This window comes from Streptomyces graminilatus, assembly GCF_001418565.1.
Classification (GTDB): domain Bacteria; phylum Actinomycetota; class Actinomycetes; order Streptomycetales; family Streptomycetaceae; genus Streptomyces; species Streptomyces graminilatus.
The window spans coordinates 23,814-37,203 of record NZ_LIQQ01000012.1 but is presented as its reverse complement, the minus strand read 5'-3'; the positions used below and the strand labels follow the sequence as shown (position 1 = coordinate 37,203).

The following is a 13,390-nucleotide window of genomic DNA, read 5'->3' as shown; positions in this document are numbered from 1 at the left end:
ACCTATCGCGCTCAGGCTCAAGTGCTCTGGCAATCCCACACCCGAGTGACCCCCTCCCCCTTTCGAACGAGTTTGAAGAGCGCAAGCCGCAGCCCCCGCACTCAACCGGCCAGATCGGAACATGTGTTCGCCAATTGCTTCCGAAAGGGCCGTGACGCCCCCGGATCTGACGCGTTTTTAGAGCACCAGTGCCACACCGGCCCCCATATGGAGGACACCATGCATCCCGTACCCGCCCCCTCGCCCCAGCCCGTCGGATTCGAACATCGGCGGCCTGTCGAGCTGCCTCGTGCCGTCGTCGTGCGCCGTGTTGACGTCCGTGCCCGCCGCGGGGCGAAACCGGATACGAGGTGGGCGGCATGAGTGAGCCCACAGATGCAGATATCGCGGGCGAGGTTCCGGCGCCGCGGTCCGCCCCGCTTCCGCTGCCGCCGGCGACTGTGCCGGCCGGTCCACAGGACGGTGATGTGACCGATGAGCTGAAGGAGGCGTACTGGTCCGTCCACGACGGTGCCGCCGCCAAGGCCAGCGTGCGCCAGGTGCTGGCCCGTCTGCCCCAGATCACGCGACTGATCGGTGGGCTCGCCTGGCGCGCCGACCGGGCTGCGACCACCGCGGTCGTCGTCTGCGAGCTGATTTCAGCAGCCATGGCGGCCTTCGGTCTGCTCGCGTCGGTCGCGGTCCTGCAGCATCTGTTCGGCGAGGGCCCCACATCCGATCGGGTGCGCGCCGCCGTGCCGCAGATCCTCGTGGTCGTCGGGTTCCTGGCGGCCCGCGCGCTGCTCGATGCGGCAGTTTCCGTCGCGCAGGCCCGGGTCACGCCCAAGATCCGCACCGCGCTCGAGTGTGAGTTCCTCCGCCTCACGGCGCACGTGAAGCTGGAGGCCGTCGAGGATCCCGACTGGCATGACGAGGTCCACCGTGCCAACGACCGCGGCCTCTTCTACGCGCGCCAGATCGTCGGGCAGGTCGTCTCCCTCGCCTCGGCCGCCCTCCAGCTCGTCGGCAGCGCCGGCGTGCTCAGCATCCTGCACCCGGCGCTCCTGCCGCTGCTCCTGCTGTCCGTCCTCCCCGTCGGCTGGGCCGCGGTCCGCAGCGCCCGGGCCCGCTTCCACTCCTTCAAACGGTGGAACGCGCTCCAGCGACGGGTGCGGATCTTCTCCTACCTGCTCCTGGATGTGGACGCAGCCCCCGAGCTGCGCTCGGACACCGCCCAGGGTGCCCTGCTGGACGAGCACCACCGGCTGACCGCCAAGATCGCGGAGGAGGACACCCGGCTGGGCCTGCACGCCGCGCTGCTCAACCTGGCCGGCCGGGCGGTCGGTGGGATCGGCACCGGCATCACCTACACCGTGCTCGGCGCCATGCTGATCGCCGGATGGCTGCCCCTGCAGGCCGGTGCCGGCGCCGTCATCGCAATCCAGGCCGGCCAGGCCGCCCTGACCCGGCTCGTCGACGTCGCCCACCTTGTCTACGAGCACGCCCTGTGGGTCGGGGACCTCCTCGCCGTGCAGGAGCACTCCCGCAAACGCCTGCAACGGGAAGGCGGACAGCAGGCACCTGAGCAGGTGAAGACGATCACCGTGGAGGACGTCCACTTCTCGTACCCCGGTAAGACCACGCCGGCGCTCAACGGGGTCAGTATGACCCTGAATGCCGGTCAGACGACGGCATTCGTCGGTCTCAACGGTTCCGGCAAGAGCACCCTCGCCAAGCTCCTCGCCGGCCTGTACGAGCCGCAGGAGGGCGGCCGCGTGTGCTGGGACGGCGTGGACGTGTGCGAGATGGACGCGGCATCGCTGCACCGTCAGGTCGCCTGTGTCTTGCAGGATCCGGTGCGTTTTCCTTTCAGCGCCCTGTCCAACATCACCATCTCCACTGGCACGCTCACCGAGGCCGATCCGCAGCGGGTGATGGATGCCGTGCGCGCCTCCGGTGCGGACCGGGTCATCGCCGAACTGCCCGGGCAGTGGCGGACGCTGCTGTCGAAGCGGTTCAAGGACGGCCAGCAGCCCTCGGGCGGGCAGTGGGCGAAACTCGCGGTGGGCCGCGGCCTGTACAACAACGCGCCGCTGCTGATCCTGGACGAGCCGACCGCGAGCATGGACCCGCCGTCCGAGCACGCCGTCTACGAGGCCGTGCTGCGCGGCCGGCTCCGTGAGGACCAGATCACGGTCTTGATCTCCCACCGGCTGGCCAGTGTCGTCGACTGCGACCAGATCTACGTGTTCGAGGACGGCCGGATCATCGAGTCCGGCACCCACGACGAGCTCATGGCGAACGGCGCCTCCTACGCGGACATGTTCACCCTTCAGGCCAACGCCTACCAGCCCCGGCCCACCGTCAAGGAGGAGGCGGTGCGCAAGTGACCCCCGCCTCCACCCGCCCCGCGGACCTCACCTCCCATACGAAAGGCGCCGCCATGCCGCCCGCCGTCACCGGCATCCAGCGAAGCGTCCACGCCTACCTGGAGCAGCACCCGGACGAACGTCCCCTGCTTCAGGGCCTGTTGGACCTGCTCAGCACCGCCGAGGATCCGACAAGCCGGTCCGTGCTGCCCGGGCACATCACGTGCAGTGCGGCGGTGATCGACCAGGACCTGCGTGTGCTGCACGTCCGCCACAAGGCCACCGGCCTGGTCCTCGCTCCCGGCGGCCACGTCGAGCCCGGTGACCGCACCCTGCTCGCCGCGGTACTGCGGGAGGTGCGTGAGGAGACCGGCATCGAGCCCGGCGCTCTGTGCCTGACCCCGCAGTTCCTCGGCACTCCTGTCGACATCGACGTCCATGCCATCGACGCCCGCCCGGACAAAAGCGAACCGGCGCACCAGCACTACGACATCCGTTTCGCGTTCTACCTCGCCTCCGGCCGTCCTCCGGCGATCGTCGTCCAGGACGAAGAGGTCTCGGGGACCGAGTGGCGTCCGCTCGCCGAGGTCAGCTCTCCGACGCTGCGCGCCAAGCTCCTTGCTGCGCAACTGGACGGCCGGCCGGAGCCGGTGAACGCGTCCGCCCTGATCCACGACGGAGCCGGCCGCTATCTCCTTCATCTGAGAGATCACCTTGAGGGCGTATGGGAGCCGGGGGCGTTCGCGTTGCTCGGCGGCGGCAAGGAGGCGCAGGACCCCACGCTGAGGGCCACCCTTCTGCGCGAGCTGTCCGAGGAGGTCCCCGGTCTGCACCTGTCCGACCTGGTGCCCTTCGCCGTAGAGGAGGCCACCTCCGTCGAGGGGTTGTGCGTGCCGATCCAGGTCTTCGCGGGCAGGTGGACCGGCGACCCGGACGCACTGCCGCTGCACGAGGGCGTCCTGCTGCGCTGGTTCGCACCAGAGATGCTGCACCGGTTGCGGCTGAGCCCGTCGACCGCCGACCTCCTGTACCGGCATGCCGCCCTGGCCGGATCCTCACAACCGGTCACCGCCAACGCGACGGTGCCCAATGTGATCGGCGTCCATCTGTACCTGGAGGACGACCGGGGCCGGGTCCTGCTCGGACTGCGGCACCCCGACTCGCCCTACGCCGGAGGGATGTGGCACTTCCTGGCGGGCCATTGCGAGCGCGAGTCGGCGATCCAGTGCCTGGTGCGCGAGGCGCTCGAGGAGGCGGGCCTGGTCATCGATCCGGCCGACGTCACCCATGTGCACACCGTGCACCTGCGCGACACCCCCGAGGCCGAGCCCCGCATGCAGATGGTGTTCCGCGTCCGCATCTGGACGGGCACCCCGCAGCTGCTGGAGTCCGACAAGTGCCTCGAATGGCAGTGGTGGCAGCCGCAGGACCTGCCCGAGCCGATCGTCCCCTACACGCGGCACGCCATCGAGCAGATCCGGGCCGACAAGTCGTACTCAGAGATGGGGTGGTGAGCCGTGACCTCCCTAGACACCGGCCCTACCCCGACGGCGGGGACGCCAACGCGGACGAACCCGCCCGCCGCCTCGGACTCGACCGCAGTGTTGGATCCGGGCGCTGCGCGCGCCGCGATGGTCTCCCAGCTGGAGGCCGACGGTGCGCTGCATCCGGGCGCGGTCCGCGATGCTCTGCTGGGCCTCCCGCTCGAGGCCCTGATGCCGCAGGCGTACGTACGGCGCAGTGCTGACGGTGAGAGGCCGCCGCGCTGGGCGCTGCTGGACTGGTCGGCTCCGCAGGACCGGCCCGAACTACAGAAGCTGCTGTACGGCGGGGGCAGCGTGCCCATCCAGCACGACGGGGAGCCTCTCCTCGGCCGGGCGCGCGGGTTGCGCTCGGGCGCGTCGATCACGTCGATGTCGACGCTCATGAGCCTGACGGCCGCGCTGCTGGAGGAGCTGGATCTCCAGCCCGGCCAGCGGGTACTGGACGTCGGCACGGGCGCGGGGTTGACCACCGCGGTGGCCTGCCGGGTGTGCGGCGAAGCCGGGGTGGTCACCCTCGACCGCGACGAGCACGTCACCGACGCCGCTGCCGTACGGCTGGCCGCACTCGGGCTGCGGCCGACGGTGGTGTGCGGATCGGGCGAGGCGGGATGTCCCGGCCGGGTGTTCGACCGGATCTTCGTGTCGTACGCGGTCTCGCAAGTGCCAGCCGCGCTGGTCGATCAGCTCGCTGCCGGGGGCCGGCTGCTGGCCCACGTGACCTCCGCGTCGCCGTCGTGGCCCGCGCTCGCCATCGTCGAGCGGGACCTGGGCGAGCAGGTGCGGGCCGAACTGCGCGCGGTGGAGTACGCCCACCGTGCCGGGCACGGCATGGAGCGGATCTACCTCGCCGACGACTTCCGCACCCAGATCGCCACCGGCCGGGGGGACTGGACGCAGCGGAGCAAGCTGCCCCCGCCCGCGGACACCGACCGGGGGCTGTGGCTGGCCGCCGACCATCTGCTCGGCGGCAACCTCGTACGGGACTTCACCGCCGAGCACCTGGCGATCGGCGCCCCCGGCTGCGGCTCCTGGCTACGTGTCGAACCGGTCACCGCTCATCGCTGGAACGTCACCATCGCCGGGCCGCGCGACCTGTGGAAGGAGATCCAGGACCTCGCCGCCCGGTGGCGGGCGGCCGGCTCCCCCGACCGCTACCAGCTGGCGTTCACCGCCGACGGCACCCAGCGGGCCGCATCGCCCTGCGGCCGCCTGTCCTGGCACCTGCCCGCACCCCGTCCGTCCGATAAGAGAGCAACCTCGTGACGACCTATCCCGACCAGCCCTTCCCCGGCCCGTCCCCGGAGGAAGAGGCGCTTTTCGCCGCGGCCGCCGCCGACTACGCCCACTACCGGCCCGGGCTGCCGGACGCAGCAGTGCGCCTGCTGGCCGACACCCTCCACGGGCGGCCCGCTCCCACGCTGCTGGACCTCGGCACCGGCACCGGGCAGGTCCCCCTCGCCCTCCTGGCCGCCGTTCCCGGTCTCGCGCACATCGAGGCCGTCGACGTCAGCCGGCCGATGCTCAAGCAGGCCCGCGCTGTCCTCACGCCGGCGCTCGGGCGCTGCACGCTCACCCTCGTCCACTCCACGGCTGACATGTACGCCCCGCTGGCCACGCTGCCCGGCGAAGACGTGTGGGAACCGGATTTGGTCACCTGCTGCCGGTCGTACCACTGGATGAGCGGTCCGGACGTCCTGGCAATGGCGGACCGGGTCGCCGCCCCCGACGCCACGATCGCCATCATGGGCGACGGCAGCCTGTGGACGCACCAGGCGGACTGGACCCGGGCATTGCGCGAGCTGATCCAGCACTACCTGGGCCCCCGCCGCCGGGCAGGCGCCCACGGCGACTACGCCGAGCCCCGGCGCTCGTTCGAGGAGGACCTCGCCGGATCCGCGTGGAGCGAGGTCACCCACCACCGCTTCCCCGTGGCCCGCACCTGGACGCCCGAGGACGTACTCGGCTACCTGCGGACGACGTCCTTCGCGGGCGCAGACCTCTTCGAAGAGCGGCACTCCGCCTTCGAAGCCGACGCCCAGGCACTGCTGGACGCTCATGCAGGCGAAGGACCGCTGGTGGAGGACGCGGTGTTCACGGTCCTGCTCGCCCGGCGCCCCGGTGGTGCGTCATGAGCGGAACGGATCTCACGCCGGTGCCCGCGCAGGGCAAGGAGCTGCTGCCGACCCGGATCGCTGCCGTGATCCACGGCCGCATCGAGGACGGCACGTACCCGGCGGGCTCGGTGCTTCCTCCGCGCCCTCGTCTTGTGGAAGAACTCGGGGTCAGCCGCTCGACAGTCGATCACGCCTGCCGGGCACTGCGGGAACGCGGGCTCCTGGTCAGTGTTCCTGGGCGAGGGCGCGGGACGGTGGTCGTTGATCCGCTGAACCCGCCGACTGGACCGGAGGTCCTCGCGCGACGGGGCGAGGGCGCGTGCGAGACATGGCCCGGCCGTGGCTCGACCCGTGACACGGTCGACCGCATCACGGCGGCGGTCAGGAAGCGGATTGCCGACGGCACGTACCGGCCTGGTCGGCGGATACCGAGCGTGGCCGAGCTCGCCGAGGAGTTCGACTGCCGAACATGGCTGGCCAGAGAGGCAGTTGACGTGCTCAAAGGGGAGGGACTCCTGTACTCCCTCAGGCCCAAGGGGCACTTCGTGTGCCCAGATGTCGCAGGAGCGAGGAACGCTGTGAAGACAACGCGCCGCCTGGGTGGCGGCGAGTGAGCGGGGGGCGGCACACGGAGCCGCTGGACGTCCATTTGATTCTGCGCCGCGACACGGGCGAGGGGCCGGAGGTGTTGCTGTCTCGGCGGGCTGGCGGCGTGTACGCGGCGGGCCTGTGGCACCTTCCGTCCGTTCACTAGGCAAGCCACATGTCGAGTTTCAACTTGTCGAGTTTCGCTTCGCGAGCGTACTCCGTCCCTACTTCTGACAGCGGGAGGTCGACGTTCCCCGATGGATACCTCTGACGATGTGCTCATGCTGGGCGACGTCCTACTCGGGATGTGGTCAGCGCGTGACCGGCTCCAGAAGGCCGGGCTGGCGGCGGACCGAGGCGACCCGATCGGCGGCCTGGCGCAGTCCTTGACTGCCGCAGCCCTCTGGCCCAGCGTGTCAGTGCCCTCGGCCTACGGGCGAGCCAGAGCCGTTCGCACTGGATTCGACGAATCCGGTGCGTTCGGCCCAGCCGTGGGCGGTTGGGAGGGTCCCGCAAGCGCTCTCGGGGTTGACCTGGCGATTCCGTGGACCTCCATCGTTCAACGGGTGCCTGCCCTGTCTGCGTTTGCGCAGCAGCGCCGCGGCGAGAGATGGGCGTGGGACGCGAGCGCGGGCACACCACCGTTCGTCGGTGGGGAGGGACCGTTGGAGGACCGGTACGGCGGTCTGGCTCGTGTGCGGGTGAAGGCGCGATTCGCGCCTCGCGCCCCGGACGAAGGCTCCTTGGAGGCGATCACTTATACGGACGTCCGCGCCGGGACAGTTCCCCTGAACGATCTGTATGTCCTGGTCCTGTTCGCCCGGGTGGACGAGGAGTACGGCGATCTCCGGGAGGCGAATTTCGTGTGGTCGGCGGCGATCTTCACGGAGGAGTGCCTGACCCGCATGGCGCGGGAGGCGAGTTCAGACGTGCTCCGGTGGCGTCAGATCCACGCCCAATGGGATTGCTTGCCTCGCGGTGCACATGACGTTTCTGGGCTGCTCCGCGCTGTCCGGGTTGCAGGATGGTGAGGATTCGCGTGTGGAGCCCCGCGCAGTTCCCCCGCTTCGCGACGAGGCGGATGCCATGGCGCAAGTCGCTGTCAATAGGAGTAACGGCAGTCCAGGCGGGGGTACGTCTGTTCCCAGCAGGCTCGCATCCCCCTGATGGGGTCGGGGGGATCCGAGCCCGCCCATTGATCACTTTCCGTCACAGGGCGCCGGCGATGATGCCCTTGACGAAGGCGTCCCACTCTGCGGCGGTAAACCGTGAGGCGGGCAGGTGGGTGTTCTTGGAGTCGCGCAGGGCCTTCCCGCCGCCGGGCAGGTCGGTGATCTCCACGCACTGCTCGCCGCCGTCGCTGAACGGCGACTTCCGCCAGGTCGCGCCGCTTAGGTCGACGGAGTACAGATCCGTCTTGCGGTCGGTGTTGCTCACTCGGTGTTCCTTTCCAGGTGTTTCTTCAATCTCTGCCGTGAGTCGTCCACGGAGAGAGCTGCGGCAACGATGCGCTCGAAGGCAGTCTCGAAGACCTTCGCGTCGGCGGTGCCCTCGACGAAGTAGCCGCCCCGCAGGTTTTCCAGATTGATCACGGTCGGCCACGGCCGCGGGAAGCGGATCACGTGGAAGCCGCCGACCAGGCCCGGGTGCGGGGTGGCTTCGAGTTCCATCAACTGGATAGTGACGTTCGGCAAGTCGGCCATGTCGAGCAGGTGGCGGATCTGCTCGCGCATCATCGACGGGTAGGCGGCCGACCGCTTGTGCAGAATCCCCGAGTCGAGAACCGCCCACAGGTTCAACGGGTTCTGAGGCCGGGTGAGGATCGACTGACGAGCCTTGCGCACTTCGGCGAGTGCGGTGACTTCCTCCGGAGTGCGGGTCAGCGCGGTCGCCGAGATGATCTCCCGTGCGTAACTGCCGGTCTGCAGCAGTCCAGGGATGAGTTGGGGCGCCCAGATGTGCGTGGACTCCGCGTCCGACTCGAGCGTGAGGTAGTCCTTGTATCCGAGTGCGACGACGTCGCCGAAGGTCTGCCACCAGCCCTGTTTCCCGGCGTCCTTGGCCAGGCCCTCCAGCGCGGTGATGACGCTCTGGTCGGTGACGCCGTAGACGTCCAGGAGCTTGACCACCTCGGCCGGCTTGATGCGGGCCCGGGCGTTCTCGATCCGCGACAGCTTCGACTCGTCCCAGCCCATTGCGAGAGCTGCCTTCTCCTGGCTGAGGTCCGGCTCGATCGCCTTGCGGGCCGCGAGGAGGGCCTCGCCGAGCCGTCGGCGGCGAAGCGTGGGTACTGCTCGCTGATTCGGCATGGTGCGGTTGAACACCCCCTGGGTGCGCATTGGACTGCAGCAGGTGCAGTTTTGCAGCATCCGGTGCGCAAGTCGATGGAACGTAGGTTCTACTTTCTGCCAACTGGGGTTACAAGGTTGCTAGTTGGCGACGCAGGGGTGCATCCTGCATAGAGTCTCGAAGGTGACTGCTCGTCACGTGAAGATCGCTGTGTGACGTGCGGTCCCGTCCACTCCGGCCCGAAGGCCCTCATGACGACTCCTGCGACCGCCGCGCTTGCTGCGGCGACCGGACTGCCCGAGTACACCGAAACCCTGCCGTGTGAGAAGGCCAGCGCACGGAAGGCCCGCATACTCATCGATCAGGCGCTGTCCGCGTGGGATCTCGCCGAACTCATCGAAGACGGGCAAGTGATCGTCTCGGAGCTGGTCGCCAACAGCGTCGAGCACACCGGTTGCCGCCTGCTGCGGGTCACCATCAGTCGCCTCGCTCAAGGTCGGGTGCGCGTCGCCGTCGTCGACAAGTCCACCAGGCAGCCCACTCCTCGCACGGCCGCCGTGGATGACGAGGACGGCCGCGGCCTGGCCATCGTTGCCGCCCTCGCGGAGAAGACGGGCACCGACACCTTCGGCTGGGGCAAGCGCGCCTGGGCCGAACTGGCCATGGCGGACGCTGGTCAGTAGGTATTTGCCCTGTTCAGATCTCCGCCCCGTCCGGGGAGGGGAAGCGCCGATCGTCTCCGTTGCGGAGAGGAGTCCACCCCGGTCTCCGCAGAGAGGGGCCCAGGTCTGTGATGAAGGCCAATCCAGTGGGACAGCTGCACCAGGTGCAGTCGGGCAGGCACACCCGCTGCCCGGCCCTGACTCTCCGCGGACGCCACCTGTGGGCCGAGATGCGGGATGCGGCTGGCGATGCTCCTGCGGGATGCGGCTGGGGGCCGAGGCCGGGCGGTGGCGATGACATCGAGCAAGCGGCAAGTAGCCACTGTCCGGCGGGCGTTCGACGCAAGGGGCCGTGGGCCGGTGCAACCGGTCTGGTGGCTGGCGTCCTTTCCGGCGGCCACGAGGCGTACGGGATCGGGGCCTCGCGTGATCGAGGGGAGGAACGTGCTGTCGGCATCGCTCCGGAGTATCACCGCCTTGTCGTCGCGCCCGGGCTCGGGGTTGTTGGCGGAGCGGTCAGCTGGGCGCGACGCAGGCTGCGAGCCTGGCGTCCTGGCATCATCGCGCCAGATGAGGATAGGGATCCCGCCAATGTGATCTCTCATGTGGCGTGGCTGAGCCGGAGGACCGAACGGCCACACGGTTCGATCACGCTTCCGAGCTGCGAGAACACCGCGGCTTACAGGGCCGCGGAGTGTGGCAAACGCCCGTGTACGCCGCCCTTATTACCGTTGCGGCGCGCCATCGGCAGCCCGATGATGACGGAGTTCTGCCCGGCTTTACGGTGCCGTCCCCCGCCTATAAGGTCCGCAGCCCCACCCTGCTCGACCAGCAACGACCGTGAACCGGACAGGTCCGCGTCTCATCGACCCCCTGTCCGTCCGGGCGGCGGGAGCGGGTCCCTCGGCCGCATGCCACTGAAGATCCAGACCGGTGCCGTGAGCACCCTTCGGAGGGTGAGCTGATGTCGGAAACTGCACCAACGGATGTGCGAGCGAACGGGGAACGAGCGTTACCTCGGCTATCAGTGGAGTGCCTGACCGGAGCCTCGCCTCGGGATCGTTCGCGCATCCTGCGCGAAGAACTCGACCGGCAGCCCGGATGCGTCGTCGTTGAGGGCGTCCCCGTCGATGGCAACGAGGCGCTGCTCAGCTTGGCGAAGTCCCTGGGCAGCGTGACGGCGCGTGGGACCACGATTCCCGGCCATCCCCTGGAGGACGGCAGGGTGTACCGGGTCGAGCCGGTGAACGCCGGCCAGGGGGTGCGGGACGAGGACGACCTCCTCATCTTCTCGACGACCGGTCAGGTCTTCGAAGGGCATACCGACGGCTACCACAACGTGGAGCCTCCCGCCTATGTCCTCTTGCTCTGCGTCCGGCCGGATCACGGCTTGTTCGGACGTACCTCGGTCATCGACGCGGCCGAGGCCCTGCCCCGGCTGGATCCCCGGACAGCGGCACTTCTGTACGACGAGGACTACCCGTGCGCCTTCGGCCGCACCTCGATCCTGTCCGGCCCGCGAGCCCGGCCGAGGGTGCGGTTCAACTTCAAGGAGATCCAGCGCTTCCACGCGGCCGGGCACGTCGTGGACGACGCCCATCTGCGGGCGGCGCGGGCACTGCACGAACTCGTGAGCGGCCCCGCCCTTGCCTGGCGGCATCTTCTCCAGGCGGGCGAATGCCTCGTCATCGACAACAGCCGAGCACTCCACGCGCGTGAATCGCTGAGCCCGCAAAGCACCCGGCTCCTGAAGCGTGTGTGGGTCGATCCAGTGGACATGGAAGGAAGCAGCACATGAGGGTTGCCGTCGTTCCTGGGCTCTACTTCAAGAGCTACTCGCGCTACACGGAGGCACGGATCCCGTTCGAGACGCTCGCCCTGTGCGGCGCGCTCGAATCGGTCGACACCGTGGCCTGCCGGATCGTCGACTTCAATCTCAAGGGCGAAGGCGTCACCGTGGGAGAGGGCCGGGCGGTCTTCCCCGGCGTCCCCCTCGACCAGGACTTCTACCGGAACGCGGCGGACATCCTGGCGGACCAGGCCGCCCCGGTCTGCGTCTTCAACATCTCGATCCACACGAACGGGAACTTCTTCCATTCGATCAAGATCGCCCAGGCGCTGCGGGAGTCCGGCAGCCCGGCGCTGATCGTCTTCTGCGGGCTGGGGCCGTCCAGCCGGCACACCGACGTGCTGGAGGCGTACCCGCACATCGACGCGGTCGTGCGCGGCGAACCGGAAGCAACCGCCATCGAGCTCGCCAGTGTCCTCGCCGCGCTGCCGGGCCCGGAGCCGGATGGCACGGCCTGGCGCGAGGAGGCACTCGCGGCCCTGGAAGACATCCAGGGCCTGACCTACCGGCATGCCGACGGTATCGAGGTCAACAGCGACCGGCCGCTGATCCAGAATCTCGACGAGCTTCCGATGCCCGCCTCCCAGTACTACGCCGGCGTCATCCGGCGCGCGGCGGAACAGACGCAGGACCTGAAGTACCTCTCGGTCGAGGAACACATCCACCTCGAAGCGGGACGTGGCTGCCCCTTCAGCTGCACCTTCTGCTCCAACACCTACCTGTGGCGCAGGCGCTACCGGCTGAAGACCCCAGCGCGGATCGTGGAGGAGATGCGCCAGTACCACCAGGACTACGGGGCCCGGAAGTTCCTCCTGCACCAGCAGCTCTTCACCGTCAACAAGGCCAAGACGCGCGCATTCTGCGAGACGCTCATCGCCAGCGGCCTGCAGGTCGAGTGGTCCTGCTTCACGCGCAGCGACTGCGTGGACCCCGAGCTGCTGACCCTGATGAAGAAGTCGGGCTGCAACACCGTCCTGTTCGGCGTGGAAAGCGGCTCCCAGCGCATTCAGGACGTCGTCCGGAAGAAGACCCAGGTCGACCAGGTGAGCGAGCACATCGCCCTGGTCATCGAGCACGGGATCAAGCCGCAGCTCTCCTACATCATCGGCTTCCCGGAAGAGACCAGGGAAGACCTCCAGGCGACCATCGACATGTACTTCCAGTACAAGTTCGCCGACGACGTGGAGTCCCAGATCGGACTGCTCGTGCCGGCCGGAGGGACCGAGGTCCTGTCCGCCAACATCGACGACCTCGACTTCGACGGCGTACAGACGACCACCTGGTACACGCGGTTCTTCGAAGAGGACTCCTACGACGAGATGGCCTCCCTGCCGCTGGTCTTCCCGCACAACCACTACGTCAAGACCAAGGACCTGCCGCGCGATCTGTTGCTGTTCGTCAAGTCCTTCGACATGGCCGCGAGCTACCTCAACAAGAGCTGTAAGTACGCCGTGCTGCGCGGACTGCTGGAGATGCCCTTCGGGGCGTACGAGGACTACCTGGACTGGCGTGCGCACACCCAGCCGTCCGAGCGTAAGGCCACGCACTGGGACGGGAAGATCACCTGGCGAACCGACGTCTCCAGCATCGTCGCCGAGTTCGCCCAGTTCCTGGCCGAGCGCATCGCACCGAAGGACACCGGCCCCGAGGTGCTGCGCGACCTGCTGCAGTTCGAGCTGCACTGTTCGATGCTCAACCTGCGGCTGAGGGAACGCAGCTGGGACGAGCTGTGCGCCGCTGCCCCGCCGGTCGCCGACGACAACTTCGTGGCCAACCCCAGCGAACCCCTGCGGTTCGAGACCACGCACACGCTCGCCGACGTCACCGCCTTCCTGGCCAGCGGATTCGCCCCCTCCACGCAGCCTCGCCCTGTCGGCAGTCACGCCAACACGCTCACGGCGGCCGGGAGTACGAGTCTTTCGCTCGTCGAGGAGGTACCGGGCGCATTCCGGGAGTCCACCTTCCCCGTGTTCCGCCAGATCGAATTCTGAACCCT

At 68.8% G+C, this 13,390-nt stretch carries 11 protein-coding genes; 9 read left to right on the top strand and 2 right to left on the bottom strand.

The genetic code is table 11. The features are described from left to right. Positions 1 to 467: 467 nt before the first annotated feature. From AOK08_RS01570 to AOK08_RS45415, 6 genes are all read left to right on the top strand, one after another. Positions 468 to 2,369, top strand: a complete 1,902-nt coding sequence (locus tag AOK08_RS01570; protein ID WP_241826767.1) for an ABC transporter ATP-binding protein — start codon at positions 468 to 470, stop codon at positions 2,367 to 2,369. Then, positions 2,366 to 3,862: an NUDIX domain-containing protein gene (locus tag AOK08_RS01565; RefSeq protein WP_338400113.1), complete on the top strand. Its 1,497-nt coding sequence runs from the start codon at positions 2,366 to 2,368 to the stop codon at positions 3,860 to 3,862. The genes AOK08_RS01570 and AOK08_RS01565 overlap by 4 nt, the downstream gene beginning before the upstream one ends. 117 nt (positions 3,863 to 3,979) lie before the next feature. Further along, positions 3,980 to 5,155: a protein-L-isoaspartate O-methyltransferase family protein gene (locus AOK08_RS01560; RefSeq protein ID WP_055522861.1), complete on the top strand. Its 1,176-nt coding sequence runs from the start codon at positions 3,980 to 3,982 to the stop codon at positions 5,153 to 5,155. Continuing rightward, a complete protein-coding gene (locus AOK08_RS01555; RefSeq protein WP_055522848.1) occupies positions 5,152 to 6,024 on the top strand; it encodes a class I SAM-dependent methyltransferase in 873 nt (290 codons plus the stop codon). Before AOK08_RS01560 ends, AOK08_RS01555 begins: the two co-directional genes overlap by 4 nt. Beyond that, positions 6,021 to 6,620 carry a GntR family transcriptional regulator gene (locus AOK08_RS01550; RefSeq protein ID WP_055522847.1) on the top strand — a complete coding sequence of 200 codons (600 nt, stop codon included), beginning with the start codon at positions 6,021 to 6,023 and terminating at the stop codon, positions 6,618 to 6,620. Before AOK08_RS01555 ends, AOK08_RS01550 begins: the two co-directional genes overlap by 4 nt. Positions 6,621 to 7,259: 639 nt before the next feature. Next, positions 7,260 to 7,625 carry a hypothetical protein gene (locus tag AOK08_RS45415; RefSeq protein WP_157876522.1) on the top strand — a complete coding sequence of 122 codons (366 nt, stop codon included), beginning with the start codon at positions 7,260 to 7,262 and terminating at the stop codon, positions 7,623 to 7,625. Positions 7,626 to 7,803: 178 nt separating this feature from the next. On the opposite strand, the gene AOK08_RS01540 is transcribed toward AOK08_RS45415, so the two are convergent. Together AOK08_RS01540 and AOK08_RS01535 are read right to left on the bottom strand one after the other, a co-directional pair. Further along, the gene (locus AOK08_RS01540) at positions 7,804 to 8,031 is read right to left on the bottom strand and encodes a DUF397 domain-containing protein (protein WP_055522844.1); all 228 of its coding nucleotides are present in this window, start codon (positions 8,029 to 8,031) and stop codon (positions 7,804 to 7,806) included. After that, complete coding sequence (locus AOK08_RS01535; RefSeq protein ID WP_055522860.1) at positions 8,028 to 8,903, bottom strand: helix-turn-helix domain-containing protein; 876 nt, start codon at positions 8,901 to 8,903, stop codon at positions 8,028 to 8,030. The genes AOK08_RS01540 and AOK08_RS01535 overlap by 4 nt, the downstream gene beginning before the upstream one ends. A gap of 231 nt (positions 8,904 to 9,134) precedes the next feature. Between AOK08_RS01535 and AOK08_RS01530 the strand changes: the two genes are divergently transcribed. The 3 genes from AOK08_RS01530 (at position 9,135) to AOK08_RS01520 (ending at position 13,385) form a co-directional block, all read left to right on the top strand. Then, the gene (locus AOK08_RS01530) at positions 9,135 to 9,566 is read left to right on the top strand and encodes an ATP-binding protein (protein WP_055522858.1); all 432 of its coding nucleotides are present in this window, start codon (positions 9,135 to 9,137) and stop codon (positions 9,564 to 9,566) included. Positions 9,567 to 10,572: 1,006 nt separating this feature from the next. Then, positions 10,573 to 11,343, top strand: a complete 771-nt coding sequence (locus tag AOK08_RS01525) for a TauD/TfdA family dioxygenase (protein WP_055522842.1) — start codon at positions 10,573 to 10,575, stop codon at positions 11,341 to 11,343. Beyond that, positions 11,340 to 13,385, top strand: a complete 2,046-nt coding sequence (locus tag AOK08_RS01520) for a B12-binding domain-containing radical SAM protein (RefSeq protein ID WP_055522840.1) — start codon at positions 11,340 to 11,342, stop codon at positions 13,383 to 13,385. The genes AOK08_RS01525 and AOK08_RS01520 overlap by 4 nt, the downstream gene beginning before the upstream one ends. The last annotated feature ends 5 nt before the right edge of the window (positions 13,386 to 13,390 follow it).

Excerpts from the sequence above, each read along its gene's own strand:
- AOK08_RS01560 (WP_055522861.1), top strand. The coding sequence starts at position 3,980 with ATGGTCTCCCAGCTGGAGGCCGACGGTGCGCTGCATCCGGGCGCGGTC.
- AOK08_RS01550 (WP_055522847.1), top strand. The coding sequence starts at position 6,021 with ATGAGCGGAACGGATCTCACGCCGGTGCCCGCGCAGGGCAAGGAGCTG.
- AOK08_RS01535 (WP_055522860.1), bottom strand. The coding sequence starts at position 8,903 with ATGCCGAATCAGCGAGCAGTACCCACGCTTCGCCGCCGACGGCTCGGC.
- AOK08_RS01530 (WP_055522858.1), top strand. The coding sequence starts at position 9,135 with ATGACGACTCCTGCGACCGCCGCGCTTGCTGCGGCGACCGGACTGCCC.
- AOK08_RS01520 (WP_055522840.1), top strand. The coding sequence starts at position 11,340 with ATGAGGGTTGCCGTCGTTCCTGGGCTCTACTTCAAGAGCTACTCGCGC.